This window comes from Flavobacterium sp. DW-iso2 (genome assembly GCF_058725285.1).
This window is the reverse complement of the sequence record NZ_JBZXDY010000019.1, coordinates 1-26152: the sequence shown is the minus strand read 5'-3', so window position 1 is coordinate 26152 and position 26152 is coordinate 1. Positions and strand designations below refer to the sequence as shown.

28 protein-coding genes, 1 pseudogene and 1 riboswitch are annotated in these 26152 nt (G+C 34.6%); of the genes and pseudogenes, 13 read left to right on the top strand and 16 right to left on the bottom strand.

Features of this window, described 5'->3' with window-relative positions; translation table 11 throughout:
* Positions 1–28 precede the first annotated feature (28 nt).
* The 3 genes from AC4PRO_RS12845 (at position 29) to AC4PRO_RS12835 (ending at position 2400) form a co-directional block, all read left to right on the top strand.
* Positions 29–469: a sterol desaturase family protein gene (locus AC4PRO_RS12845; protein ID WP_492117618.1), complete on the top strand. Its 441-nt coding sequence runs from the start codon at positions 29–31 to the stop codon at positions 467–469.
* Between the two features lie 174 nt (positions 470–643).
* Positions 644–1105 carry an SRPBCC family protein gene (locus tag AC4PRO_RS12840; RefSeq protein ID WP_074723525.1) on the top strand — a complete coding sequence of 154 codons (462 nt, stop codon included), beginning with the start codon at positions 644–646 and terminating at the stop codon, positions 1103–1105.
* Entirely contained in the window at positions 1105–2400 is a 1296-nt protein-coding gene (locus tag AC4PRO_RS12835; protein ID WP_492117617.1) for a cryptochrome/photolyase family protein, read from the top strand. The genes AC4PRO_RS12840 and AC4PRO_RS12835 overlap by 1 nt, the downstream gene beginning before the upstream one ends.
* 81 nt (positions 2401–2481) lie before the next feature.
* On the opposite strand, the gene AC4PRO_RS12830 is transcribed toward AC4PRO_RS12835, so the two are convergent.
* Genes AC4PRO_RS12830 through AC4PRO_RS12805 form a run of 6 tightly spaced genes read right to left on the bottom strand, consistent with a single transcriptional unit; the run spans position 2482 to position 7511 of the window.
* Entirely contained in the window at positions 2482–3900 is a 1419-nt protein-coding gene (locus AC4PRO_RS12830; RefSeq protein ID WP_492117616.1) for an SDR family oxidoreductase, read from the bottom strand.
* Between the two features lie 23 nt (positions 3901–3923).
* Positions 3924–4538, bottom strand: coding sequence for a GTP cyclohydrolase I FolE (folE, locus tag AC4PRO_RS12825; RefSeq protein ID WP_492117615.1), 615 nt, complete (start codon positions 4536–4538; stop codon positions 3924–3926).
* 29 nt (positions 4539–4567) lie between these two features.
* Positions 4568–5251 carry an SDR family NAD(P)-dependent oxidoreductase gene (locus AC4PRO_RS12820; RefSeq protein ID WP_492117614.1) on the bottom strand — a complete coding sequence of 228 codons (684 nt, stop codon included), beginning with the start codon at positions 5249–5251 and terminating at the stop codon, positions 4568–4570.
* 18 nt (positions 5252–5269) lie between these two features.
* Positions 5270–5551, bottom strand: a complete 282-nt coding sequence (locus AC4PRO_RS12815; RefSeq protein WP_074723530.1) for a TIGR03643 family protein — start codon at positions 5549–5551, stop codon at positions 5270–5272.
* A gap of 2 nt (positions 5552–5553) precedes the next feature.
* Positions 5554–6852: an ABC1 kinase family protein gene (locus tag AC4PRO_RS12810; RefSeq protein WP_074723531.1), complete on the bottom strand. Its 1299-nt coding sequence runs from the start codon at positions 6850–6852 to the stop codon at positions 5554–5556.
* Positions 6852–7511 (bottom strand): TetR family transcriptional regulator C-terminal domain-containing protein, encoded by a 660-nt coding sequence (locus AC4PRO_RS12805; RefSeq protein ID WP_492117613.1) that lies wholly within the window; start codon positions 7509–7511, stop codon positions 6852–6854. The genes AC4PRO_RS12810 and AC4PRO_RS12805 overlap by 1 nt, the downstream gene beginning before the upstream one ends.
* 121 nt (positions 7512–7632) lie before the next feature.
* Here AC4PRO_RS12805 and AC4PRO_RS12800 point away from each other — a divergent pair, with 121 nt between their 5' ends.
* The gene (locus AC4PRO_RS12800; protein ID WP_492117612.1) at positions 7633–8541 is read left to right on the top strand and encodes a TIGR01777 family oxidoreductase; all 909 of its coding nucleotides are present in this window, start codon (positions 7633–7635) and stop codon (positions 8539–8541) included.
* Positions 8542–8675: 134 nt separating this feature from the next.
* Here the strand turns inward: AC4PRO_RS12800 and AC4PRO_RS12795 are convergent, their stop codons facing one another.
* The 5 genes from AC4PRO_RS12795 to AC4PRO_RS12775 all read right to left on the bottom strand — a co-directional run bounded on the left by AC4PRO_RS12795 (position 8676) and on the right by AC4PRO_RS12775 (position 12199).
* Positions 8676–9212 (bottom strand): YceI family protein, encoded by a 537-nt coding sequence (locus tag AC4PRO_RS12795; RefSeq protein WP_074723534.1) that lies wholly within the window; start codon positions 9210–9212, stop codon positions 8676–8678.
* 162 nt (positions 9213–9374) lie between these two features.
* The gene (locus tag AC4PRO_RS12790; protein WP_074723535.1) at positions 9375–9923 is read right to left on the bottom strand and encodes an acyl-CoA thioesterase; all 549 of its coding nucleotides are present in this window, start codon (positions 9921–9923) and stop codon (positions 9375–9377) included.
* Positions 9924–9925: 2 nt separating this feature from the next.
* Positions 9926–10291 carry a DUF8785 domain-containing protein gene (locus tag AC4PRO_RS12785; RefSeq protein WP_074723536.1) on the bottom strand — a complete coding sequence of 122 codons (366 nt, stop codon included), beginning with the start codon at positions 10289–10291 and terminating at the stop codon, positions 9926–9928.
* Between the two features lie 6 nt (positions 10292–10297).
* A complete protein-coding gene (locus AC4PRO_RS12780) occupies positions 10298–11668 on the bottom strand; it encodes a DNA recombination protein RmuC (protein ID WP_492117611.1) in 1371 nt (456 codons plus the stop codon).
* Between the two features lie 189 nt (positions 11669–11857).
* The gene (locus AC4PRO_RS12775; protein WP_074723538.1) at positions 11858–12199 is read right to left on the bottom strand and encodes a hypothetical protein; all 342 of its coding nucleotides are present in this window, start codon (positions 12197–12199) and stop codon (positions 11858–11860) included.
* Positions 12200–12364: 165 nt separating this feature from the next.
* Here AC4PRO_RS12775 and AC4PRO_RS12770 point away from each other — a divergent pair, with 165 nt between their 5' ends.
* From AC4PRO_RS12770 to AC4PRO_RS12760, 3 genes are all read left to right on the top strand, one after another.
* Positions 12365–12931 (top strand): pseudouridine synthase, encoded by a 567-nt coding sequence (locus AC4PRO_RS12770; RefSeq protein ID WP_492117610.1) that lies wholly within the window; start codon positions 12365–12367, stop codon positions 12929–12931.
* A gap of 49 nt (positions 12932–12980) precedes the next feature.
* The gene (locus AC4PRO_RS12765; RefSeq protein ID WP_074723540.1) at positions 12981–13433 is read left to right on the top strand and encodes a tRNA (cytidine(34)-2'-O)-methyltransferase; all 453 of its coding nucleotides are present in this window, start codon (positions 12981–12983) and stop codon (positions 13431–13433) included.
* A gap of 114 nt (positions 13434–13547) precedes the next feature.
* Complete coding sequence (locus AC4PRO_RS12760) at positions 13548–15155, top strand: class I SAM-dependent methyltransferase (RefSeq protein WP_492117609.1); 1608 nt, start codon at positions 13548–13550, stop codon at positions 15153–15155.
* A 163-nt stretch (positions 15156–15318) separates the two neighbouring features.
* On the opposite strand, the gene AC4PRO_RS12755 is transcribed toward AC4PRO_RS12760, so the two are convergent.
* The 4 genes and pseudogenes from AC4PRO_RS12755 to AC4PRO_RS12740 all read right to left on the bottom strand — a co-directional run bounded on the left by AC4PRO_RS12755 (position 15319) and on the right by AC4PRO_RS12740 (position 18916).
* Complete coding sequence (locus AC4PRO_RS12755) at positions 15319–16104, bottom strand: ABC transporter ATP-binding protein (RefSeq protein WP_492117608.1); 786 nt, start codon at positions 16102–16104, stop codon at positions 15319–15321.
* Between the two features lie 139 nt (positions 16105–16243).
* Positions 16244–16572 (bottom strand): annotated as a pseudogene (locus AC4PRO_RS12750) (GxxExxY protein).
* A 174-nt stretch (positions 16573–16746) separates the two neighbouring features.
* Positions 16747–17727: an iron chelate uptake ABC transporter family permease subunit gene (locus tag AC4PRO_RS12745; protein ID WP_492117644.1), complete on the bottom strand. Its 981-nt coding sequence runs from the start codon at positions 17725–17727 to the stop codon at positions 16747–16749.
* A gap of 52 nt (positions 17728–17779) precedes the next feature.
* Complete coding sequence (locus AC4PRO_RS12740; protein ID WP_492117607.1) at positions 17780–18916, bottom strand: ABC transporter substrate-binding protein; 1137 nt, start codon at positions 18914–18916, stop codon at positions 17780–17782.
* A gap of 328 nt (positions 18917–19244) precedes the next feature.
* Positions 19245–19445, top strand: a riboswitch (cobalamin riboswitch).
* Between the two features lie 31 nt (positions 19446–19476).
* Here AC4PRO_RS12740 and AC4PRO_RS12735 point away from each other — a divergent pair.
* Together AC4PRO_RS12735 and AC4PRO_RS12730 are read left to right on the top strand one after the other, a co-directional pair.
* Positions 19477–21303, top strand: coding sequence for a TonB-dependent receptor plug domain-containing protein (locus AC4PRO_RS12735; RefSeq protein WP_492117606.1), 1827 nt, complete (start codon positions 19477–19479; stop codon positions 21301–21303).
* Positions 21304–21307: 4 nt separating this feature from the next.
* The gene (locus AC4PRO_RS12730; RefSeq protein WP_492117605.1) at positions 21308–22381 is read left to right on the top strand and encodes a YncE family protein; all 1074 of its coding nucleotides are present in this window, start codon (positions 21308–21310) and stop codon (positions 22379–22381) included.
* Between the two features lie 64 nt (positions 22382–22445).
* Here AC4PRO_RS12730 and AC4PRO_RS12725 read toward each other — a convergent pair whose 3' ends face one another.
* Positions 22446–23897 carry a GFO_1087 family putative carboxy terminal peptidase gene (locus tag AC4PRO_RS12725; protein WP_074723547.1) on the bottom strand — a complete coding sequence of 484 codons (1452 nt, stop codon included), beginning with the start codon at positions 23895–23897 and terminating at the stop codon, positions 22446–22448.
* A 126-nt stretch (positions 23898–24023) separates the two neighbouring features.
* On the opposite strand from AC4PRO_RS12725, the gene AC4PRO_RS12720 reads away from it, so the two are divergent.
* From AC4PRO_RS12720 to AC4PRO_RS12705, 4 genes are read left to right on the top strand one after another with little or no spacing between them, the layout of a single operon-like run.
* Complete coding sequence (locus AC4PRO_RS12720) at positions 24024–24533, top strand: GFO_1088 family ECF-type sigma factor (RefSeq protein WP_492117604.1); 510 nt, start codon at positions 24024–24026, stop codon at positions 24531–24533.
* Positions 24520–24978, top strand: a complete 459-nt coding sequence (locus AC4PRO_RS12715; protein ID WP_492117603.1) for a PG0215 family putative anti-sigma factor — start codon at positions 24520–24522, stop codon at positions 24976–24978. The genes AC4PRO_RS12720 and AC4PRO_RS12715 overlap by 14 nt, the downstream gene beginning before the upstream one ends.
* Before the next feature lie 13 nt (positions 24979–24991).
* Positions 24992–25522, top strand: a complete 531-nt coding sequence (locus AC4PRO_RS12710) for a GFO_1090 family protein (protein ID WP_492117602.1) — start codon at positions 24992–24994, stop codon at positions 25520–25522.
* Position 25523: 1 nt separating this feature from the next.
* A complete protein-coding gene (locus AC4PRO_RS12705; RefSeq protein ID WP_074723551.1) occupies positions 25524–26060 on the top strand; it encodes a GFO_1091 family lipoprotein in 537 nt (178 codons plus the stop codon).
* Positions 26061–26152: the final 92 nt, after the last annotated feature.

The following is a 26152-nucleotide window of genomic DNA, read 5'->3' as shown; positions in this document are numbered from 1 at the left end:
ATTTAAAATTAATTAAAAACAAATAACAATGATTTCTTTTTCTATTTTCCTTGGCGTTTTTTTGTTTATGGAATGTGTTACCTGGTTAACCCACAAATATGTGATGCACGGTTCGATGTGGTATTTCCATGAAGATCATCATCAGCCTAAATATGCTAATGTTTTTGAACGTAATGATATCTTTTTTGTGATTTTTGCCTTACCAAGCATCGTCCTTTTTTACTATGGCGTTGAGGGAGGAATTAACTATTTATTCTTCATAGGGCTAGGAATTACAGCGTATGGTTTTTCTTATTTTATGATTCATGATGTATTAATTCATCAAAGATTCAAATGGTTCAAGAGTACAAAAAATAAATACCTTATTGGTTTGCGCAAAGCACACAAAGTGCACCATAAACATTTAGGTAAAGAGCATGGCGAATGTTTCGGTATGTTGTTTGTTCCTTTTAAATACTATAAAATGTAATAATTTTATCTGGGCGTGACCTCGTTGAAAAAACATTTTTTTGTTTTTTCAACGAGGTCGGGCTTTACACTCTCGCTTTTATGGTCTCGTTTTAAGAGCGAGACCATAAAGAGCTCCGCTGCAATCCCTCACGCAAGGCAGTCGTTCTGACAACAATTAAACATAAAAAATACAATGAAAATATATAAAAAAGAAACTGTTCAGCATGTAAATGCAACAGTAGAGGAATGCTGGGAATTTTTCTCCAAACCGGGTAATTTACAAAAAATAACACCAGAAACGATGGGTTTCCAAATCACAGATTTCGATAGCAAACCCATGTATGCGGGACAAATAATTCAATATAGAGTTACCCCACTGCTAGGTATAACAATATCTTGGATGACCGAAATTACCTTTGTTAAAGAAAATAGTTATTTTATAGACGAACAACGTTTTGGGCCCTATGCTTTATGGCATCACAAACACTTTTTTGAAGCTACTGAAAACGGTACTAAAATGACGGATGTTGTTCATTACGCTTTGCCTTTAGGATTTTTAGGCAGAATAATGAATACCTTGATGGTTAAGAATAAATTAAATGAAATTTTTGAACATAGAGTCCTAAAGGTAAACGAAATCTTCAATTCAAAATAATGGAAAAAGAGACAGTATCTTTTTTTTGGTTTAGACGTGATTTACGTTTGGAGGATAATATTGGACTATTTCATGCTTTGGAGTCTATATATCCTGTCATTCCGTTATTTATTTTTGATGATTCTATCTTAGATAGTTTACCAAAAAACGATGCAAGAGTTGGATTTATCCATGAATCATTATCCACTATTAATGAACAGTTAAAACAAATAGGAAGTTCGCTGTTGGTTAAAAAAGGAGAAACTACTGCCGTATGGAAATCGCTTATCCAGGAATTTGACGTTAAAGAAGTATTCTTCAATAAAGATTATGAGCAATATGCCATAACAAGGGATGATGCTATCTGTAAACTTTTGCAAAGCGAGAACATCGTTCCCTTTTCCTTTAAAGACCAAGTTATTTTTGAAGAAAAAGAAATCACAAAAGCAGATGGATTGCCGTACACCATTTATACACCATTTAAAAATAAGTGGTTGGATAAATATAACGCTATGGCACCTGTACGTGAATATCCTGATGCTGCCATTTCTTCTAATTTTCTTAAATCAAAATATATTTTTCCAACCTTGGTAGAAATAGGATTTGAGGAAAGCAGCATAAAGGTGCTTCCGTACAATCTAAAACAGATTTCTGAGTATCAGGAGATACGTGATTTTCCTGCTAAAGATGGGACATCATATCTATCACCGCATCTTCGTTTTGGTACGGTAAGTGTTCGAAAAATGGTCAATTGGGCCGCTAAAACGAATGCTGTTTTTTTGAGTGAGTTGATATGGCGAGAGTTTTTTATGCAAATTCTGTTTAATTTTCCGAGAGAAGTCACGCATAATTTCAAGCCGGCCTATGATGGAATTCAGTGGTTGAATAACGAAGCCGACTTCAAGCGCTGGTGTTCTGGAACTACTGGCTATCCCATGGTAGATGCAGGAATGCGCCAACTCAATGAAACGGGTTATATGCACAATAGAGTGCGTATGGTTGTGGCAAGTTTTCTATGTAAACATTTATTGATAAACTGGCAGTGGGGTGAAGCCTATTTTGCCGAAAAATTACTGGATTATGAAATGGCGTCCAATGTGGGCAATTGGCAATGGGCAGCTGGAACTGGGTGCGATGCAGCACCTTATTTCAGAGTTTTTAATCCAGAAATCCAACTGAAAAAATTTGACGAAAAAGGAATTTACATCAGGAAATGGATTCCTGAATTTGAACTCGGGTACGGCGAACCTATGGTAGAACATGCTATGGCGAGGGATCGAGCAATCGCGACATATAAATCAGGGATATTGAAATAATGGGATTTAAGATATAAGTCATATAAGTTTTCAATAAAATAGTCAAAAAACTTAAATGACTTATATGTTTAAAAAAGAGATTTACTTAATCAATTTATTAAGCATCCCATTAAAAATGAAGCCGTGAAAAGGCAATACAGAATACCAGTATAATTTTCCCCAAATACCCTTAGGTTTAAAGGTGGCAGCTTGATACAATGTATTATTTATTATTTTGAATTCGAGCCATGCCTGTCCTGGTAGTTTCATCTCGGCATACAACACTAGTTTTCCTTCTTCTTTATTGGCGTACAAAACGCGCCAAAAATCCAAAACGTCTCCAGAGTGAATCTCGTGTCTGTTTGTTCTTCCTCTTCTAGAACCTACGCCTCCAAAAAGTTTGTCTATAAACCCTCTGATCCCCCAAAGCCAATCGCCATAATACCAACCGGATTCGCCACCTATGGACCAGATTTTATCAATAGTATATTCTCTATTTATAATTTCTTTTTTTCTTCTGTCAATAAAGCAATTTTTTTTTGGAATTTTTAAATATTCCGAAATATTAGTGCTAAACCTGCCGCTTGCTAAGGAATCTTTCCAACTAGAAACGACTTTATCTTCACCTACTTTGATTAACGCAAGAGAAAGTGCTTCTTTGTATGACATCGGCTGTACATCAAGCAGTTCATTTATTCTGGTGTCCCTGCAAACTACTTCAACCTTCATACTGCTTACTAATGCTGAAGCTAATTTATAAGAGGTAGAAGTAACGAAATAAAGCCAATAGGACGATAATTTAGGAGTCATTAAAGGCACTGTATAGATCCATCTTTTTAAGTTTTTAGCTTTGGCAAAACCCAATAGCATTTCTTTATAGGTAAGTATATCGGGGCCTCCAATGTCAAAATTTTGATTGTAGGTTAATGGATTTAATAACGACTGTGATAAGAATTCAAGGACATTACGGATGGCGATAGGTTGACACCTTGTGTTGAGCCATTTTGGGGTAATCATGATAGGAAGCTTAAGTACTAGATCTCTGATGATTTCAAAGGACGCGCTACCTGAGCCCACAATGATTCCCGCTCTTAAGGCTGTTAGTGCAAAAGTACCAGTGTTTAATATGTCTTCTACATTTTTTCTAGATGCAAGGTGTTTCGAAAGAGAATCGTCATTTACAATTCCTGTTAGATAAATGACTTGTTTTGCATTAGTAGTGTTTACCCTATTGACAAAATTAGTGGCTGACGTACTTTCTAATTCATCATAATTATCCTTTGAACTTGCCATCGAATGGATGAGGTAGTATCCAGCATCAATATCATCGGGAATGTTTTTTAAAGTTTCTTCTTTTAGAAAATCTACTTCAATTACAGTGATGCTTTTTTCGAATTCTTTCGGCGTATAAAACCTGTTTTTATCTCTCACGCAACAAATTACATCATGCCCTTGCCCAATTAAAATAGGTAAAAGTCGTTTTCCAATGTATCCTGTTGCGCCGGTTAAGAGAATTTTCATAGATTTTATTTTGAATACTAAATTTAACTAAATTTATTGGAAATCAGACTAATAAACTCTTTTCTTGTTTTGTCCTTTTCAAAGGCACCTGTAAAAGAGGAGGTAGTCGTTACTGAATTCTGTTTTTGTATTCCTCGCATCTGCATGCACATATGCTGCGCTTCAATTACTACAGCTACACCTAATGGATTTAAAGCCTCTTGGATACAATCTTTTATTTGATCTGTTAATCTTTCCTGTACTTGCATCCTTCTGGCAAAAGCATCCACAATTCTTGGAATCTTACTCAGCCCTACAATTTTGCCATTCGGAATGTAAGCAATATGTGCTTTTCCAAAAAACGGCAACATATGGTGTTCGCACATGGAATATACCTCAATATCTTTTACGACAATCATCTGTCTGTGGTCCTCCGTGAACAGTGCCGACTTTAAAATTTGTAAGGGGTCTAGCTCATATCCATGCGTTAAATATTGCATCGCTTTGGCGGCTCTAACTGGTGTGCTCAAAATTCCTTCTCGATTTACATCTTCACCTAAATTATTTATTATGGCTTTGTAATTTTCAGCAATGGCGTCTGTGATTTCAGTATCATAACGCTCTACTTTTTCGTAACTTTTTATTTGTTTAACTATCATATTCTGGTCTTATTAGTATTTGGTTTTAACTACATCTTAAATGTTACAATTCCGTAATCCATTTCAAAAATTTGACCTGAAATCGATTTTGCCTTTTCCGAAATAAGGAAATTTGCCATTTCGGCTACTTCTTCGGGTTTTAAATAACTTTTCATTGGGTGGCGTTCTATCATGTTTTCTTTCATTCGGTCGTTTCTCAGGATATTTGCTGATAGCGTCGTTTCAGTAATAGTAGGGGCTATGGCATTTATTCGCAAAGTTGATGCCAACTCTGCTCCAAGAGATTTTACAAGGCCTTCCACGCCCGCTTTTGCGGCAGCAATACTGGCATGAAAAGGCATTCCAAGCTTTGCAGCCACTGTACTAAACATAAGGATGGATGGGTTTGTTCCTTTCTTTAGTACGGGTAAATATTTCTGAATCGTTTTTACCGCGCCGATGACATTTATTTCAAAATCATTTCTAAAGTCATCAATGCTTAAGCTACCTATTGGTTTTAAATTAATAGAACCAGGGCAGTAAATTAAGGTGTCAATATTTTCTATAGCAGGAAGCTCATCCTTCAGCACGTCTAATGAATAATGAGTTAGATTGGGATGGGAAACATCTGGCGCATTTCTACTGATGTTGTGTACTCGATTGGTTTCTAATTGCTGCATTAAAATGGCATTCCCTATACCTTTGCTTCCGCCTATAATCACTATATTTTTCATTTGAAAAGTATTTTTGGTTTATCTTTTTGATATTTTATTATTGTTAATCTGTCTTTGTCTGCTGCACTTAAAACGACCTTCTCTATAATCACGAAGCTTCTCATGCTTTGTTTTGCGTCCTTGAACCCTTTTGCGCCACATTATAAAACTTGTTGGTTTCATTTCGGTGCGCATTAAATCAATGACTTCCTGCTCTTTCAGTCCAAATTGAAGTAAAATAGCATCAAATGTGGTTCTGTCCTCCCATGCCATTTCTATTACTCTATCTTTTTCTAGATCAGATAAATTATGTTCTACCATTGTTAGTATTTTAAATATTCGGTCACTGTAATTTTGGCTTTTAAATCGAACATTAGATTATAAAGACCAAAAAACGTTCTGTTCATGTATATAAAATGTTTCGAACCTCTATTTCCGTTCATTTTTCTAAGGTTGGTGTCACTGGCAAAACGCTCTCCAAGCTTGCCAATGTTTTCAAAGAATTCTTCATTAGAAAAGTCGAACGTTTTTTCCTGGAATGGTTTGGTGAACAAAGACAATAAATCATAAAACATAGCTGTAAAATAAACGATTTCTTCTTTAGAATCATCAGCTCTTAGGATTTCTAATTCAAATAACTTTTTGCTAAATAGTTCTTTGTTGTCGATCACTTTTGGATCTATCAATTCAAAATAAGGAACGTAAAATTCATTCGGGATCGTTTTCATACATCCAAAATCAATAGCGATTAATTCGTTTTTATCATTCACCAAAAAGTTTCCGGGATGGGGATCAGCATGTACTTTTTTTAGAACATGAATTTGGTACATGTAAAAATCCCATAAGGCTTGCCCTATTTTATTTGCTATAATAGGATCTGAATTTTTGAACTCAGAAAGGTGAACGCCTGTCATCCAATCCATAGTGATGATCTTCTCAGAGGAATACTCGGGGTAGTACTCAGGGAAAACGAGATTGTCTATTTTCTTGCACGCATCAACAACTTCCTGACTTTGTTGCAGTTCTAATAAGTAGTTGGTTTCTTCTATTAATTTGTCTTCGACTTCTTTAAAGTACTTGTCAGAATCTTTTCCTTGAAGGTTAAACATTCTGATGGCAATGGGTTTGACTAAAGCCAAATCAGAGGAGATACTATTAGCAACTCCTGGGTATTGAATTTTTACCGCTAATTTTTTATTGTTTTTTACCGCCGAATGAACCTGACCGATACTGGCTGCATTGACAGAATTAGCATTAAATTCATCAAAAATTTCATAAGGTGTTTTGCCGAAATTGGTTTTGAATGTTTTTAAAACTAATGGCGCAGAAAGTGGTGGTACAGAAAATTGAGACAAAGAGAATTTTTCTACGTAAGCCTGTGGTAAAAAACTTTTATCCATGCTTAGCATTTGAGCCACTTTCAAGGCACTCCCTTTCAGGCTTTTTAAACCATCGTAAATATCCTCGGCATTGTCTTCGTTAAGTTTATCACGGGTTAAGTCTGAATTAACCATTTTTTTACCGTAATATTTAAGGTAATTGACACCTACTTTTGCCCCTGTTTGTACGAGTTTTGTGGCTCTTTCAATTTTTGACGTTGGTATATAATCTATCGTTTTCATTATTTGTTTTGTATTTTTTCTTTGAAAATAAATTTCCCAAAGTCAATTAAACTATCTATTGGTGCGATATTCATCAGTTCAAAACTCAGTTTTACCGATTTTTCGATGTAGATATCTGTTTTCTCAAATGATGGGGAATCGTCGTCTAACCAGAATTTTAGTGTTAACAATAATTGAATCCAAGCACTTTCCTGAATTGCTTTTTGCTGAAAGTCTTGAAATTTTTCTTGCTTAATACGATATTCGTCTGTTATAATTTCACCAACATATTGCTTAAATGCAGTTCTCAAACTTGAAAGTTGCATTAGATTTTTCAGTTGGTTATCGTACTCTTTTAAACTCATCGTAACATAACTTCTATTGGCAGAAAGTAATTCGAAGAATGTAAAGTAAAAACTTAACATCTTTGTTTTCATATCATAGTCAGCATAGTCTTTATCTTTGTGCAGTAATTCAAGTGACATTTCCAGAAATGTTTTAAAGATTTCTTTTTCGACACTTTCCAAAGTTCCAAAAAAGGCATAAAAGTCCGTTTCTGTAAAGCCATTCGATTTTGCGAAAAGATATACTGATTTGGGTTTTTCGCCATTCTCTAATATATAGTTCATATACATAGAAACTATTTTTTCTTTTGTTATTGCAGTTTTCTTAGTAGCCATTTTCAATTAATTATAAAATTAGAGTATAAAGGTACGGAATGTTTAACTAAATAATCATAAAGTTAAACAAAAATTAGTTGTATCTTTGGTTTATATCAATTGAAGGATAAAATATACTGTCATGAAAAAGAATGTATTACTCACAGGAGGTACTGGTTTTGTTGGGAAGGAACTAACAAAAGTTTTGATAAATAGCGGATATACCGTTTCTATACTTAGTAGAAGTAAGAGAGAAAATACTGCATCTATTTTTTACTATACTTGGGACATACAAAAGCAAACAATAGAAAAGGACGCCGTACTGAATGCAGATTATATAATCCATTTAGCTGGGGCAAATATTGCTGAAAAACCATGGACAAATAAGCGAAAAGAAGAAATCATTAATAGTAGGCAACAGTCGGCACAGCTTATTTATTCTGTTTTAAAAAAGAATGGTAAAAAATTGGATGCCTTTATTTCTGCATCGGCTGTGGGTATTTATGGTGCGGTGAATGGGGAAGAAATTTGTACAGAGGACATGCCTCTAGCCAATGACTTCTTGGGACTTACTTGTCAAAAATGGGAAGCCGCTGCAGATCAATTTGAAAAGTTGGGAATACGAACAGCCAAAGTGCGTACCGGTTTAGTATTAGGCAAAAACGATGGCTTTCTAAATAAATTATCCCCTATTTTTAAATGGAGACTCGGATCGGCATTGGGTTCCGGAAAACAATACATGCCTTGGATTCATGTGGAGGATTTGTGCGCACTATATCTTGAAGCAGTAAAGAATCCGAATGTGGTAGGATCTTATAATGCCGCAATAAACGATAATACAACGAATACTGTTTTTTCTAAAACATTGGCGAAGGTGTATGGGTACAAAATTTGGCTTCCCAATGTTCCCAGCTTTTTGATTAAAATGGTATTGGGAGAAATGGCAAAAATAGTGCTGACCGGAAGAAGAGTTTCATCTGATAAAGTAGAGCAGTTAGGATTTCAGTTTAAACATACTGATTTAGAAAAGACACTAAGAAACTGTTTATAAAAATAGTTTTGAAATAGAGGTGTTTGGTCAATGTAGGACTAAAATTAAATAAAGTAAAAAAAACAGTAATTATAAGGTCCTTATATTTTAATAAAAAGTATGATTTAATAGGGTGTTTATGGCTAGTTAACCAATCATAAAATAGTTTTAACACTAACATTTATGTTTTTTGATATTTTACTTCTGACGATATATGGGATTTCGATATTGTAATCATCAGAGTTTAAGGTGAAGTTGGAGGTCAATTCTATCCCTGTAGCTACTTTTTTAATTTCGGCTCTAACACGGATGTTTTTTGATTTGCCATGCATGCTTATTTTTCCTTTGATGTAATACTCTTTGACATCAGTAGCAATATTTTTTAAATCGAATTTTTCAATTAATCCCTGAAAGGTAGCTTTAGGGTATTTTTTACTTTCCATATAATTTGCGTTGAAATGCTCCTGCATTAAACTTCTTTCAAAGGAAAAACGATTGATGTAGACTACAAAAGCTATTGTTCCTTTCTTCGTATTTAAAATACAATTTACGTATTCATTTTGGGCTTTTACGGGCTCAAAAAAAGGCACTGAGGCTTCAAAAATAACGATCCCCTTTGTGGAGGTCATTTTCTCTTGAGCATCAATGATAAATGCAGTTAATAGAAAAAAAAAGAGTAAAGTTTTTTTCATTTTAGAGTCTGTATAGTACTACTTAAAGTTACGATTTTTATTTTAAACAACCAGTAAAAATCAGCCGCTATAACAGTAAATATCACCTCAAAAACGGATTTTTAGTTCTCATTATGGATTTTATTCGATTTTATCTAAAATAAGGGGGTTAAAACAATAGAATTAGCCTAATTCGACAAGAACATTATACTTTTCTAAGCTGGCTAATGTCTCTATTGAACTGTAATTAAAAACTTCTTCATGACGGTCTTTCTCTTTTTTGAGGGAAATTTGCTTTAAGCAATTGCAGAAACGGCGGACTTCTTCTAAATTTGAAAGAATAAGACCTGGAACTTTTTCATTTTTCCCATCTTTGTCTTTTGAAACCATGGTAAAATAGGAGGAGTTGCAATGTTTGATCGCTCCTGTTTGGATATTTTCAGATTCTACTCGAATACCTATAATCATAGAACTCCGACCCACATAATTGACACTGGCTTTCATGGTTACCAGTTCTCCTACTTCGATGGGTCTCAAGAAGTCGACAGTATCCACGGAAGCTGTTACGCAATAATTCCCGGAAAACTTTGACGCACAGGCGAAAGCGATTTGATCAAGTAGCGAAAGAATATAACCTCCATGTATTTTGCCACTAAAATTAGTGTGAGATGGCAACATTAATTCTGAAATGGTAATATTTGACGAAGCAACTGTTTTAAAGGTGTTATTCATCTTTATTTTGATTTAAATGGAGATTCTTCTTCTTTTACTGCGATGACGAAATATTTAGTGTCGCCCCACCATGCGAATGTTTTGTAGCGCTCTATATAAGACAGTTTTACATACTGTCCTTCTAGTTCTTTTAAATCACTAATTACTTGTTTGTCTTTATCCAATACAGAAAAAGCAAATATTTGCGAACCTGATATGCCTTGGCTTATTTCTCCTTCCCAGGTTTTGAAAGCGACTCCTTTATGACTAAATTTGATTAGTTGGCCAGATCGAATGCCTTCACTGTAAGTGGCATAATACACAAACGTAAAATAGCTAACGATTGAAAGCATAAGTACTGCCGCAAGAATTCCTAAAAATTTTTTCATTTTATTTTAGTTTAATTGTTGGTTTTGATCTTTTTCGGCTCTTGCCAAAATGCTCTCAGGGAGCGATTTTTTTGCTTTTGCACCCATCTTTTTTAATTTTTCGACACTAGTAATTAGGTTTCCTTTCCCATCTACTAATTTATTCATAGCGCCGCTATATTCCGTTTTACTTTCGTCGATTTTCTTTCCAATTTTTATTAAATCAGCAACAAAACCTTCAAATTTATCATATAAAGCGCCGGCTTGTCGCGCTATTTCAAAGGCATTTTCCTGTTGTTTTTGGTTCGCCCACATACTGTCAATTGTTCTTAATGTAGCTAGCAGGGTAGCAGGAGTTACAATAACAATGTTCTTTTCGAATGCCTTGTTGTACAAAGTAGTGTCCTCATTAAGTGCCATGGCAAATGCGGGTTCGATAGGGATAAAAAGCAATACAAAATCAGGACTTTCTATTTGGTATAAATCCTGATAATTTTTATTTCCTAATTGTTCTACGTGACGCTTGATCGAATTGACATGCTCTTTTAAATAGCCACTTTTTACATCGTCTACTTCTTCGTTGATGTATTTTTCATAAGCGGTCAAGGAAACTTTCGAATCCACAATCATTTTCTTACCGTCAGGTAAATTGATCACAACATCAGGAAAAACACGGTTTCCTTCTTCAGTGGTAAAGCTTTGTTGCACTTCGTACTCACGTCCTTTCTCTAGACCTGATTTTTCTAAGACTCTTTCTAGAACCAGTTCACCCCAATTTCCCTGCATCTTACTGTCTCCTTTTAATGCTTTGGTTAGGTTGATGGTTTCCTTGCTCATTTGGATATTCATTTCGCGCAAGCCTAAAATTTGTTGGCGCAAAGCGGCATGGTAATCAATACTTTCTTTATGGGTATCTTCCACTTTTTTTTCGAATAATTGAATTTTATCTTGCAAAGGAGACAAGATGTTTTTCATGTTTTCTTTGTTCTGTTCCGTGAATTTATTCGATTTTTCGTCTAATATTTTGTTGGCAAGATTCTCAAATTCCTTGGTAAACTTCTCTTGAAGCTTTTCTACTTCATCTTTTTGCTCTTTGTTGCGTTCCCATAGATTCTCAAAATCGACTTCTTTTTTAGAAAGTTGTATTGCCAAGCTGTCTTTTTCATTACGAATGGTTTCTTTCTCAGCAGCACTGTTGTCTAATTGCTTTTCAAAAGCAGTTTTGTCATTTAAAAATTGTTCTTTCAATTGATTGAATTGCGAGTTTGAGGCAATTAGTTTTTCCTCTAAACTGATCTTTTCGGATTTAAAACGAGCAGCGAAAATGAGTTTCCCAATGAAAACACCAATAGCGAGGGCAATTACAAACAAGAATAAAAAAGGGAGCATGTTTGACATAGAAAGACTGATTTTTGTAAAAAGTAAAAGTAGGGAATATTAGATGTTTCTATTTAACTATTAATTGAAAATTAATTTTTTTAGTGATAAAGTATATCAAAGAGGCCGTTCTTTAGCATAATTAACAATAAAAATTCCCTAAAGGACTAGTTATACCAATAGGGAATAGTAAAGATGTAGTTAGTTTTATTATTTTTTGTTTTTGATAATTGGGTTTATTGGATAAATTTTGAATGTACTTTTTAAGTCGTTATCTGGTTTTACTTCCTTTAATTCTGATGAAACAGCTCGGCTTAAACTTTCATTTTCATTCCAATTTCTATTTTCATTTTCTTCTACAAAAGCTTTAGGTTTCTCAGTGGAGATAGTCTTTTGAATAATTTTAGGGTATCCATTTAAGTCTATTTCAACATCAGTGTATGTTTTTGAAGTCATTTCATTAAGAACGTCAGGTGTTTTTTCTCCACTTAATCCATTTTTTAAATTAGGATCGTTTATCAGTTCGTCGGAATTCCAATTTTTACTTTTCATGACAAATTTATTTAATGATAGAAACTTAATTTGCTTAAAATTACGACTTTTCAGCTTATTGTTTAGGTCATTTAACATAGCTTTTACTTTGTTTTATAATTCTGTAGTCACTCTGTTTAATATACAATTAAACAAATCTATCTTTGCAATATTAAAATTAAAATAATGCACCACTCTCATTTCATTATTCACAAACCATACGGTTATTTAAGTCAGTTTATTTATGAACAGAAGCGAAAAAAGAAATTACTAGGTGAATTGTATGATTTTCCAAAAGGAACGATGGCAATAGGGCGTCTGGACGAAGATTCGGAAGGATTGTTATTGCTTACCACAGATGGAATGATGAGCGAAGTTATTCGATCTAAAAAAGTAGAAAAAGAATATTATGTTCAGGTTGATGGAATTATTGATCAGGAAGCTATTGACAAAATGAAGGCCGGTGTCGAAATAGGGTTCAATGGAACCAAGTACATCACCAAAAAATGTGAAGCTTCATTGATAACTGAAATTCCCGCTTTTGGAGCCAGAGGAAAAAAAATACGGGACGAACGCCACGGCCCCACTTCCTGGGCTTCGATAACGGTCAGCGAAGGCAAGTTTCGTCAAGTGCGCAAAATGACAGCCGCAGTTGGATTTCCTACTCTTAGATTAGTTCGCGTGCGAATTGGAAACGTATATTTGAATGAGTTACAAGCTGGAGAAGTGAAACAAGTAGAAAATTTGCAATAGCAAAAGGCAAGGGCAAAAATCGTTAATCATCAATCTTAAATCTTTTTAAATGTTAAACATCGTTTTAGTTGAGCCCGAAATACCTAATAACACAGGGAATATTGGTCGATTGTGCGTCGGTACTGAAAGTCGCTTGCATTTGGTTCATCCATTTGGTTTTGTAATCAATGATAAAAACTTGAAACGTTCGGGCTTGGATTACTGGGTACATCTTGATGTCACCGAATATCAAAATGTAGCCGAGTGGATCACTCAAATTCCGGATGCTTCACGTGTTTTCTTAATGAGTTCCCATGCCGAAAAATCTTATTTGGAGATAGATTTTCAAGACGGAGATTGGTTGGTTTTTGGAAAAGAAAGCAAAGGACTAAGTGAAGAAGTTTTGGGTCAATTCGAAAACCATCTAAAAATTCCAATGTCAAATTTGATTCGGAGTTTTAACATTGCAAATTCGGTGGCTTTTGTTATCGGCGAGGCCAAAAGACAAATTATGCTCAAGTAGTATGGTAGTATAAGGAGTTATTAAGGAATAGTATTGTTACCAAGGAATTTTATATATTTGAGTATCACATTTGTGTTTTTAAGCAAATGGCACTCATTTTAAAATTTCCTTTTTATGATCGATAAAGTTTCTCTACGAAGTACAATTTTCAGGCATTTAGATGGTTTAGTGACTGCTCCGGTAGCTTATTCCCTGCATAAAAAAGGAGTTTTGTCTTTTTTACTTGATAAAAAGGAAGCCACACTCGATGAACTTACTTCACATTTTAAAGCAAACGAAGGCTATCTAAATGTAGGCTTACGAGTCTTAAGTTCCCAAGGATTTCTCCAATATCATATCGATAACGCGACAGACGAAATTAAATTTTCAGTTACGGATAAGAGCGAAACGGCTTTTTCCTTGTTTCATTTGTATGAAGATGTAGTGGACTTATTACAGTTTTCAATGCAGTTTCATCCTCGGTTATTTGAAGATGCTCCCTTTGAACGCTTACGGGTGATTTTCGAAAAATATAAAAAAAAGTATGAGGTCAAATTCTCCAATAATCCATTAGAGCGAGAGATACAAGATCAGGTTTTAATGCATATTGAGGGCGCTTTAGTTGGACCTACTTTGGTACGTTTAGGCATGAACGGGATGTTTCATAAATATTTTATGGAGATCTCTTTCCGTCCTGAAGAATTTCATAAGTCCCCTGAAAATTTCAAAATTATATTGGATTTCTTTGCCCATTTAGGCTGGTTTACACAAAAGAATGGAAATTATCAATTCACTGAAACGGGATTATTTTTTGCCAAAAGAGCTGCGGCTTATGGAGTGACGGTTTCTTATTTACCAACTTTTAGTAAAATGGACGATTTACTTTTTGGTAACGCTGCTATTTTAAGAGCGATTGCCGAAGGCGAAGATGAGGCTCATGTAGACCGTGAAATGAATGTTTGGGGAAGCGGTGGCGCTCATGAAACCTATTTTAAAGTAGTGGATGAAATCATAATCAAATTGTTTAATTTGCCCATACAAGACCAGCCAAAAGGAATTTTGGATATGGGTTGTGGAAACGGAGCATTTTTAGAACATGTCTTTACCGTAATTGAAAGACAGACTTTGAGAGGTAAGATGCTCGATGATTATCCGCTGTTTCTGGTTGGTGCTGACTATAACCAAGCAGCCCTCAAAGTAACTCGGGCTAATTTGATTAAAGCCGATATTTGGGCTAAAGTGATTTGGGGAGACATTGGTCGTCCCGATTTACTAGCAGATGATTTAATGGAAAATTATGGCATCGATTTAAAAGATTTATTGAATGTACGCACCTTTCTGGATCACAACAGAATATGGGAAGAACCAAAAAACAGTAGAAAAGACAGATTAAGTCAGTCCACTGGGGCATTTGCTCATAGAGGAAAGCGAGTAAGTACTAATTTAGTAGAAGATAATTTAGTAGAGCATTTTAATAAATGGTCGCCGTATGTTAGGAATTTTGGTTTGCTTATGATAGAATTACATACGATACCACCCAGTGTCACAGCTGCTAATCTTGGAAAGACAGCTGCAACCGCTTACGATGCCACGCATGGTTTCTCAGATCAATATATCGTGGAAATCCCCGTCTTGCATAAAGTAGCTGCCGAAGCAGGATTGTATCCGGATACGCAGTATTTTAAGCGATTCCCGGATTCAAATAGTGCTACCGTGAGTATTAATTTATTGAAAGGAAAGTAAGGAGTAATCAGTGTTCCGTTTTATAGTATTCAATCTTAATTATTGAGGTTGCAGTTTTTAAGCTCAAGTTCCAACCCTAGTTTTCACAAGAAGGCTAAAACCTAGTTTCACGCCCAGTTTTTACCTTCAGTTTCCCCCTGCTTCGGAGGGGGCGGGGGGAGGATCACACAATCACAAACTTCCCTTTTTCTGAATCAAAAACAATATGTTCGTCTTTGAATAGGGTATTGAAAGTTCCTTTGGAAATAAAATTGCAAGGCTCATCTTGAACCACAGTTTCAGGAGTCATAATGATCATTTCATCACTCAATTGTATGGCCATATCGATATCATGGGTAGAAAATAGAATGCATTTATTCGTTTCCTGAGTGAGTTTTTTCAAGAGTTTGAAAAGTGCTACTTTATGCAATAAATCCAAATGGGTAGTGGGTTCGTCTAAAATTATCAGCGGAGTGTCTTGCGCTAATGCACGTGCCACCAGTACTTTTTGTAATTGACCGTCACTAATTTCGTAATGTTTTTTGGTCGCCAAATCACTGATTTGAGTCAGTTCCATGGCTTCGTTAACCATAGCAATATCAGTTTCTGTAAGCTTTCCAATCCAATTAGTATACGGCTGTCTTCCTAAAGCAATCAGCTCGAAAACAGTCAAATTGCTAGGAGGTAATTTTTCGGTTAGCACGACACTTAGGTTTTGAGCTAACGTCAAAGCATCTGTTTCATGAATGTTTTTTCCGTTAAGTAAAATAGTTCCTGAAAGCGGTTTTTGAATCCCAGTTATTGTGCGAAGCAAGGTTGATTTCCCAATTCCATTGGCACCAATTAAAGCAATTAGTTTTCCTGCCTGCAAATTCAAGTTGAGGTTTTCGGCAATAATAGTAGTCGCCGCTTTGGAAGTAAAGCCAATGCTTAGATTTGATGTTGTAAGTATGTTGTTATTGCTAATCATTTATAGAAGTATAAGGTTTTTAAACACATAGAAACATAGGCTTTTATTGTGTTGAGGTAATTATAGATTTGAAACTAGGTTTCAAACATAGTAAAAGAACATAATTTGATGTTTCAATGTGTTTTGTTTTTATAAAACTTTATTTCAACCAAAGGGGTTTAATTTTCTGGCAAATTTTTAAAATAATTCCTTTTGGAGCTTTTAATAGTTTCATATAAGTTTGCACTTGAGCTTCAATTATGGGATATAATTGTAACACCGATTTTAACTCTACAACCAGACAGTTTTCTATAAATAGATCACATCTAAAGTCAATTTCCAATTCTTTATTTTTCTTAATAGTAATTCTTCTTTCAAACATTGATGATAGACATTTTCCAATAATCGTCTTCCTATAGTTTTATGAACTTCTACAGCAGCTCCAAGGACCTCGAAAGTTAGACCATTTAAATATTTTTGAGTTATCATTTTCTACTATTTTAGTTTTTACTATGGAGCCCTTTTAGGGCTTGTCTATCTAAACCTTTTTATTTTCATAAAGTTAAGCCTATGTTTTTATGTGTTTTAAAGAAAAAATACATTTCACTAAGTATAACTAAATTTTTTTCTACAAATTTTCTTAATGACTCATTTGATTAAAAATCATCCAATCATTTTTCGTTTTCTAACCAATAACCAAATAACAATAGGTGCTCCAAAAACAGAAGTAACGGCATTAATCGGCAATGTGATATCTCCGCCCGGAACTTGTGAAATACTATCACAAATAAGCATGATGCTAGCTCCAAAAAGCAAAGTGCTCCAAAACAAAATCGTGTGATTACTGGTTTGGAAAACCAATTTTGCAATGTGTGGAACGGCAAGTCCTATAAAAGCAATCGGGCCAGCAAAAGCAGTAATACTACCTGCTAAAACGCTAGTGGCAAAAATGATAATTAGCCTTGTTCTTTTATAATTCAACCCTAAACTACGGGCATAATTTTCTCCCAGTAATAGTGCATTTAACGGTTTGATACTGAAAAGACTGAGAAAGAGTCCAATTAGTACACAAACGAATAAAATCCCAATGGATGTCCAGGATAAATTCCCTAAATTTCCCAACGACCAAAAGGTGAATTTTTGTAACTGTTCAGCGGTACTGAAATAGGTAAGTGTTCCCACTATCGCACTTGTCAAACTGCCAAACATTAGCCCTACAATTAATATCGCCATAGTATCCCGCAAGCGATAAGAAACAGCTAAAACGGCCATTAAAACCAAAAAACTTCCTAGGCTTGATGCCAATACAATTCCGTAGGAGGACAGCATTATAGTGGCAAGGGATTCCGGCAAAAATGCCGCTCCAAGAATCACAGTCGCAACGCCTAAACTGGCTCCTGAACTCAGTCCTAAAACGTATGGCCCAGCCAAGGGATTCCTAAATAAAGTCTGCATTAATAAACCACTAATCGATAGTCCCATGCCTACTAATATGGCGGCAATGGCTTTTGGTAATCTATAATTAACGATGATGTAATGCCAGGTTTCTTTGCTCGTAGTTCCGCCAAAAAGACTATTAAAGACTTCTTTTAAGGGTATAGAAACAGATCCTAAACTGAGGTTTATTAAAAATAGGCAAACCATTCCAATGGTTAGGATTGCAAAGAGAACGGTATTTCGATTGGTCTGATTCAATTTATTCTAGTTTCTGAAAGAAAAAAAGCGTGTGGTTTGGTACTAATTCGGGATGAAAAATCTTTATCAAATCTTTTAAAACCCAGTCCGGACGGGTAGGAGACCATTCGAAATAGAGAATACCTCCTTTTGCACCCTTGTTCAAGGCATACGAATATACTTTTTTATTTTTAAATGACTCAAATTCGCTATAATGAGGGTTGCTATCACTCATTTGCTTTAAAGAAGAAAAATCCCCCGGAGCAATCCAGAATTCTGCTTGTTGTGCTTTTTCTAAAATGACTTCAAAAGGCAAGGAAACGCTTCCAGTTCCTTTTGTGTCTTTCCATAAGTAATTGGCTTGTGCATCTTTAAAAAATAGAGAAGCCCAACTTTCACCTTGCGGCACATACCATTGATCTTGAAACATAGAACCACTTAGAACGGTAGGTTTTTGTGTTGCTTTTTTGGCTAAAGCCAAAGTAGTATTGTATTCTTTTTCAATTTCACTAAATACCGAATTTGCTTTGGAATCCAGCCCGTATAAAGCACCAAAAAACTTAATCCATTCTGCTTTTCCAAGTGGGGATTGTTCCGTCCAATCTCCATTGAATAAGACTTTTAATCCACTTTTTCGCAAAATATCTAAAGAAGGATTACTGCTGTTTAGTCCGAAGCCAACAATCACTTCTGGTTGCATATCAATTAGTACTTCTGTATTTAGATTTTCATTTTTCCCCACTTCTCGCACCAGTCCCGCATCAATGCGTTTTCTAGTTTTGTTGGAAGAGATATAATCGGTATTAGGGAAGCCTACCAATGTGTTTTCGACACCTAACATTTCTAATGCGGGAATGTGGGTCGTTGAGGTAACAACAATAGATTTTATAGGAATTTGAATCGTGGTAAACTGCTTTAAGCTGTCCGGAATAATTCCGTTTTTTTCTTGTAAAACGTAGGTAAAATTTTCTTTGGCTCCAGGCCAAGGTTTGGTGATTTTAACTATTGAATAGCCCTTATATTTATAGATTTCGAATCCTGTAGCGTATTGGATTTCATTTTTTATCCCTGATTTCGTTTCGTGATTTGTCTCTTTTTTACATTGGAGAAACAACAAAGAAATTAGAAAGAGGAATAGGGTGTTTTTGACGAATTTCATAAATCTAATTTTTTTACAAAAGTATTGTTTTGTTTTAATAAAAATAATCTTGTGTGATATTTGATACATTTTTTTCAATATTAAAGAAGTAATTTTATAAAAAAATGAATCATGAGAGACAATTCAAATACCTTTATTTATGTTATTGCAGGAATTATCATATTGCATTTCGTGGTTGGTTTTGTCTGGCTTATATTCAAGCTTTCTAAAAAGAAAGATAAGGATAAGTAGTTGCGGTAATTTTCTGTTTATTAGTTTGTTATGAATTTTTAAAATGCAAATAGTTTTAATTTTAATAAGTTTCTAATAAAATCATTCAATTATTCTATCTTTGCTCCCGAATTGAGGTTGTGATTTTATTATTTGTAAATCACATTAAAAGGGAATTAGGTTCAAAACCTAAGCTGTTCCCGCAACTGTAAGCTATCAAGCTTGTTGTTATCTACAAAACCACTGTTCCGATGATTCGGAATGGGAAGGTAAACAACAAGACGCAAGCCAGGAGACCTGCCTTTTTTCTTAACTAATATCGAACTTTCGGGAAAAAGGGTTCAGAAATTATGACTATAAATAAACTGTTTTTATCTTGTTTTTTGTTTTTGTGCCAATTCATTTCGGCGCAACAGGATACTATTTCATTGCAAGAAGTAAAAATTTCTGACTCGCAACTGAAGAAATTCTCCAATACCCAATCGGTTCAGCAACTAAATGATTCGATTATTACTAAAAATCAAGCATCACTAACGTCTCTTTTAAATTACAATACCGTTATTTATTTTAAAGAAAACGGACTAGGAATGGTTTCTTCGCCTTCTTTTAGAGGAACTACAGCCCAGCAGACCGCTGTAATCTGGAACGGAATAAATATCAATTCGCAGCTTCTAGGGCAAACTGATTTTAATACGATAACCACGCAGGATTTTAATTCGATTGTTGTTCGTGCAGGTGGAGGAAGCGCTATTTATGGCACAAGTGCAATAGGTGGAAGTATCCATTTGAATAATGAACTTGATTTTAAAAACACCTTTTCAAACGAAGTAAAGTTGCAATACGGTAGTTTTAATACTTTTGGCGGCCATTACAGATTGGTAGCGTCAAATGATAAATGGAGCAGTCAGCTTAGTCTCTCAAGAAATAGTTCCGATAATGATTACAATTATTTAGGAACGACCAAGAAGAATGAAAATGGGCAATATGAAAATTCGAGTTATAATCTAAATGTTGGCTATCGTTTCGATACTAAGAATATTTTAAAGTTTTACAGTCAATTGTTTGATGGAGAAAGACATTTTTCTGGAACAGTAACAGCGCCTTCAAAAAGTAAGTATTTAGATTTAAACACACGAAATTTAGTAGAGTGGGATGGCTTTTATGGTTCGTTTATCTCAAAAGTTAAAGTGGCTTTTCTAACCGAGAAATATAAATATTTTGAAGATAAGGAACAGTCGTTTTTTACACATGGAAAAGCAGAAACAGTCATTATCAAACATGATTTATCTTATAGATTAAATTCGAAAATAGATCTGAATTCTATTATTGACTTTACACAAACTACAGGCGACGGTTCTGATTTATTGTCAAAAAAACGTCAGGTAGCTTCGGGTGTTTTGTTAATGAAGCATCAGCTATTAGAGAAGTTGGAGTACGAATTGAGTGTGCGAAAAGAAATTACTAATACCTACGATAGTCCGTTCTTGTATTCTTTTGGGGCTAAATATGATATCACTAAAAGCTATAATTTAAAAGTAAATGTTTCTCGTAATTTCAGAATCCCATCTTTCAATGATTTGTATTGGCAACAAGGAGGTAATCCTGACTTAAGACCTGAAAATGCGTATCAGTACGAACTGGGGCAAGAAATTCGTTTTCAGACCATTCGATTTTCGGCAACTGCTTTTTTAAATAAAATTAACGATTTGATTAGTTGGAAACCTAACTCTTCAGGTCTTTGGCAACCTGAAAACACGAAGAAAGTAACTACTTATGGGATTGAATCCAATTTTACTTTCGATAAAAAAATAGGGAATCACTCGATTATGTGGAATAGCAATTATGCTTATACTGTTTCTGAGAATGAAGAAACCAAGTTCCAACTCATTTACGTGCCTTACCATAAATTTACATCCAGTTTATCTTATTCCTATAAAAACGCATCCGTTTTCTGTCAGTTTCTGTACAATGGCAAGGTGTTTACTTCTACTGATAATTTTTATGAACTTAAAGATTATAAAGTAACCAATCTAGGTTTTAACTATGAGTTTGGTAAAAATAAAATGTTTAAAGCGGGTTTTCAAGCGTTGAATATTCTAAACGAAAAATATCAAAGTGTTGCCTCAAGGCCTATGCCTGGAAGGAATTATTCCATTAATTTAATTTTTAAACTATAATAAAATGAATTTCAAAAAAGTTGTACTCTTGGCTTTGTTAAGCCCATTTTTCTTTGCATCATGTAATAAAGATGATGATGAAATCGAAGCTCCGCTTGGTGCTTATGATAATGGTGTATTGATTTTAAATCAAGGTGGCTTTGGGCATGGAGATGCGTCCTTATCTTATGTTTCAAATGATTATGTTACTTTTCAAAACAATATTTTTTCATTGGTTAATCCGGGAAAAACTTTGGGAGATACGGGTCAGGATGTTGGTTTGTACAATGATTTAGCATTTGTAGTTTTAAATTATTCGAATAAAATTGAAGTTGTAAACCGTTACACTATGGCACATGTGGCGACTATTGATGGTGGTTTAAGTAATCCTAGATTCATTGCTTTTGCAAATGGAAAAGGGTATGTTACAAACTGGGGTAATGGCGGAAGTGCAACAGATGATTATGTTGCCGTTATTAATTTGTCTACCTATTTAGTTAGCAGTAAAATTCCTGTAGTTGAAGGTCCTGAAAGAATCTTAGAATACAACAACAAGGTATATGTAGCTCACCAAGGAGGTTATGGATACGGTAAAACGCTATCAGTGATTAATACAGATAGTAATACGGTTGCTGCAACGATTGAAGTAGGGGATGTTCCAAATTCATTAGAAGTAAGTAATGGAAGTCTATATGTTGTTTGTGGAGGTTTGCCTAGTTATGCCTCGTCAGAAACTGCTGGAAAATTGGTAAAAGTGAACCTAGCTAATAATACAGTAAGTAGTGCTATTAATTTTGCGGCTGCGACACATCCTTCTAATTTGGATATTGAAGGTAGTGATGTTTATTATACTGTAGGTTCTGATATTTTTAAAACTAATGTAAATGCGACAACTTTACCTACTACGGCACTTTTCAGTACAACGGCTCAAGGTGTTTATGGGGTGTATAGTTTTGCGGTAAAGAATAATGCAATCTATGTTGGCGACGCCGTAGATTATAGTTCAAATGGAAAAGTATATGTTTATTCAATAACAGGAACTTTAAATAATAATTATACAGTAGGAGTTATTCCTGCAGGATTTTATTTTAATGAATAAGCAGTTCGTTATTTAATAAAACTAAAAAAGGCTTTCAGTGATGGAAGCCTTTTTTAGTTTTAATTTAATGTTGTGATCCTTCAGGTGCTTTTTCAATATACATTTGGTTTTGATTGTTTAACGATTTAGAATCTGTAAAGTATTCAAAATCTTTCACTTGATTTTGTTTCAGCATTTTACCAGTTCCTGTAATTTTACCGATTGCTGTGCTTAATAGGGGTTCATCTGTACTTCCTAGGACACCGAATGTACTAACTTTTTCAATTAATTCGTAGTTGGGAACTAAGCCGCCTAGATAATCACCAAATCCAACTGAGTTGACGCTCTGTGCTACAATAGGCTGCATTGCATAACGATGGTTAGGATTTCTATTAACCGAACCAAAGGAAGGAGAATCATATAATGTGATCGACGCTACGTTTTTACCATAGGTTAAGTCTCCTATTTGTACAACATTTATATAAGGCTTGAGCCCATTTATAATAAGCTCACTTGCCGAGGCCGTACTTTTTGTAGTTAATATATAGACTGTAGAGAGTTCTAAGCTGTTGATAGTTGCAGGATCTATAAATTGATAATCGGTGTCATTATCACTGTTTTTATTATTCCATTTTAGTTTTGAAAATGTTTGCCCTTTGAACTGTCCTGTTATCATGCTTGCTAATTTTGTAGCTGTATTTACAGAACCTCCGCCATTGTAGCGTAAATCAAGAACTAAATCAGTAATTCCTTGAGATTTTAAACTACCAAAAGCATCATTCAGTTGTGAGTCATAACTGGAATAGAATCCATTATACATTAAATAACCAATATTGTGCGATCCGTTAATAATTACTTTATTTATTAAAATTGGATTCTCATTTAAAACTGTTTTAGTTAAATCAAGAGATTTATCATTAGGGGTGATTACTGGATTATTATTTGTATCAAACGTAAGGGTTGCGAAGTTTAATGTATAACTTTCGGATGATCCAAATAGTAAACTTGCGTAATTGTCTCTAGTAAGTTTTGTTCCATTAACGGCATAAAAAACTTCACCCCGTTTTATGTTTTTTGCTGCTGCATCTGAGTTTGGTATAATATAGCGAACAAAACCAATAACGTCATTACTGTTTGAGGATACACGGCTTAGTCCAAAATCAACTCCGTTATTTTTTGTAGTTCCTTGAAGTTGTCCTTCGAGTTCTAAATAGTCACTCACTATCCAACTGAACCTGTCAACGGCATCTTTTGGATCGGGGTAAAGACTAGAGGGTCTATAAAGTAAACTTTGAAATAATTTTTCAGGAGTTGAATAGGTTTGTAAGAAAGTGTTTAGCTCATTTTGAGATGCAAATCGGTCATCAGATAAGTTAGTTACGTTCGGTTGCCATAAATAATACTGGTTTAGGCCTTTCCAGATGAAATCCTGAACTTCCAAGCTTATTGGTGCCGCAGTATCGTCCATGTCTTGACAACCTTGGAAAGAAAAAACTACTAAAAGGAGTAATAACGCAAATTTAAATGTAGGTTTCATATATTGGGATAATTTACTTAATGAACGTAAAAATAGTATCTTTAGTTTTAATTTTTATATTTTTTGTAACAAAAATAAAACTGTCTCGTCTTTATAGTATATGACGGCCAAATAATTTATTGATTTATGAGTCAAACAGAGTTTCTGCAGATTACGGCTGCATTTAAAGACAAAGTCTTTCGATTAGCAAAACGATTGCTCATAAGTACAGAGGAAGCCGAGGATGCTACTCAAGAGATTTTTATAAAATTATGGAGTAAAAACCAAAACTTAATTGCCTTCAATAATGTAGAGGCTTTTGCTATGACCATGACCAAAAATTATTGTTTGGATCAGTTAAAGTCAAAAAGAGCCGGAAACGTGAAGATCAGCCACTATGATTTTGCGGATAAATCGGCAAGATTAGATAAAATAGTGGAAGATGAGGACAGTTTAAAATGGGTTGAAAAAATCATTAATCAATTGCCTGAGCAGCAAAAACTAATAATTCAGATGCGCGACATTGAACAATATGAGTTTGAAGAAATTGCAATAATATTGGAAATGAATGAAACGGCCATTCGGGTAGCGCTTTCAAGAGCAAGAAAAACAATTAGAGAAAATATGATAAAAATTCACAGTTATGGAATTGAATAAAACAGAAATACTACTAGAAAAATACTTTGAAGGGCAAAGTAGTATTGAAGAGGAGAAGGAGTTGCAAAAGTACTTTGCTTCTGCTAATATTGCGCCTCATTTAAAACAGTACACCCCGCTTTTTGGGTATTTCTCACAGGCTGCTGCACAAGAGTTGAAGCGAGAAATTAAGGTACTACCGAGAATTCAAGATAAAAAAAGAACAACAAACCTATGGTTGTCGATCGCGGCTTCAATTGTTGTTATGCTAGTTGCCGGAACCTATGTGTATTTTGATAAGGAATCTCCAAGCCAGGAGCTGGGAACATATGATAATCCAGAGGTAGCAATGAGAGAGACACAGAGAGCATTAGCTATGTTGTCGAGCCACGTGAATGTTGGCATAGAAAGTGTTATAGTTTTGGAGCAGTACGAGGATTCAAAAAATTTAATTTTTAAACAATAATAAATAAAAGAAAATGAAAAAGTTTATAATCACATTAGCAATAGTATTGGTTTCTAGTCCGTTTTTTGCGCAAGCTGCATTTGATAAGTTTGACGGACAAGATGATGTTACGTCCATCATCGTAAATAAAAAGATGTTTGAATTGATGAGTAAGGTAAAAGTTGACGCTTCTGATAGGGAAACACAACAATATATGAATTTGATAAAAAAACTTGACAATCTGAAAGTTTTTACCACTAGTAGCACAAGAGCAACTAATGAAATGAGGTCAGCTGCAGAAAAGTATGTAAGAACGGCTGGTTTAGAAGAACTGATGCGTGTTAATGACAGTGGCAAGAACATTAAAATATTAGTAAAATCCGGAGCTACAGATTCCCAAATAAAAGAGCTTTTGATGTTTATCGAAGGCGGGAGCAAATCAGATGAAACCGTTTTGATGTCGTTGACAGGGAACTTTGATTTGAATGAAATTTCTATTCTTACCGATAAAATGAGAATCCCTGGTGGAGCTGATTTGAAAAGAGCAACCAAAGGGAAAAAATAAAATGAGAACGATTTATAGCATCGCGATTTTTCTAGGTATGTTAGTTGTTGGTTGTAATTCAGAGCCTACACTGCAGAAATATTTTGTAGAAAATACAGAAAATAAAGATTTCATTGCATTAGATATTTCGCCCAGTATACTAAATTTAGACAAAGCGAAATTGTCTGCTGAGCAAAATGGAGCTTTAGAATCATTTGACAAAATGAATGTTTTGGCATTTAAGCTTAATGAAACCAACAAGGCGCAATTTGAATCAGAACGTGCCAAGGTTAATTTGATTCTAAAGGACGCGAAGTACCAACAGCTGATGAAGTATAGTTCTGGTTCGGCAGGGGCTTCAGTGAGTTATGTAGGCACAGATGAGCATATAGACGAGTTTGTGTTGTATGCGAACAGTAAAGAGGCTGGATTTGCCGTTGTAAGGGTATTAGGTAAGGATATGAATCCGAATAATGTGATCACATTGATGTCTGTTTTGAAAAAATCTAATATCGATATGGCGCAATTAAAACCGTTACAGGAAATGTTTAAAAAATAAAATAACACATTTTTAATGGATCAAGACAAAATGTTGTGGGGAAATATTAAAATCTTGATATTTGTGTTTCCAAATTATACCAAATGCAAGAC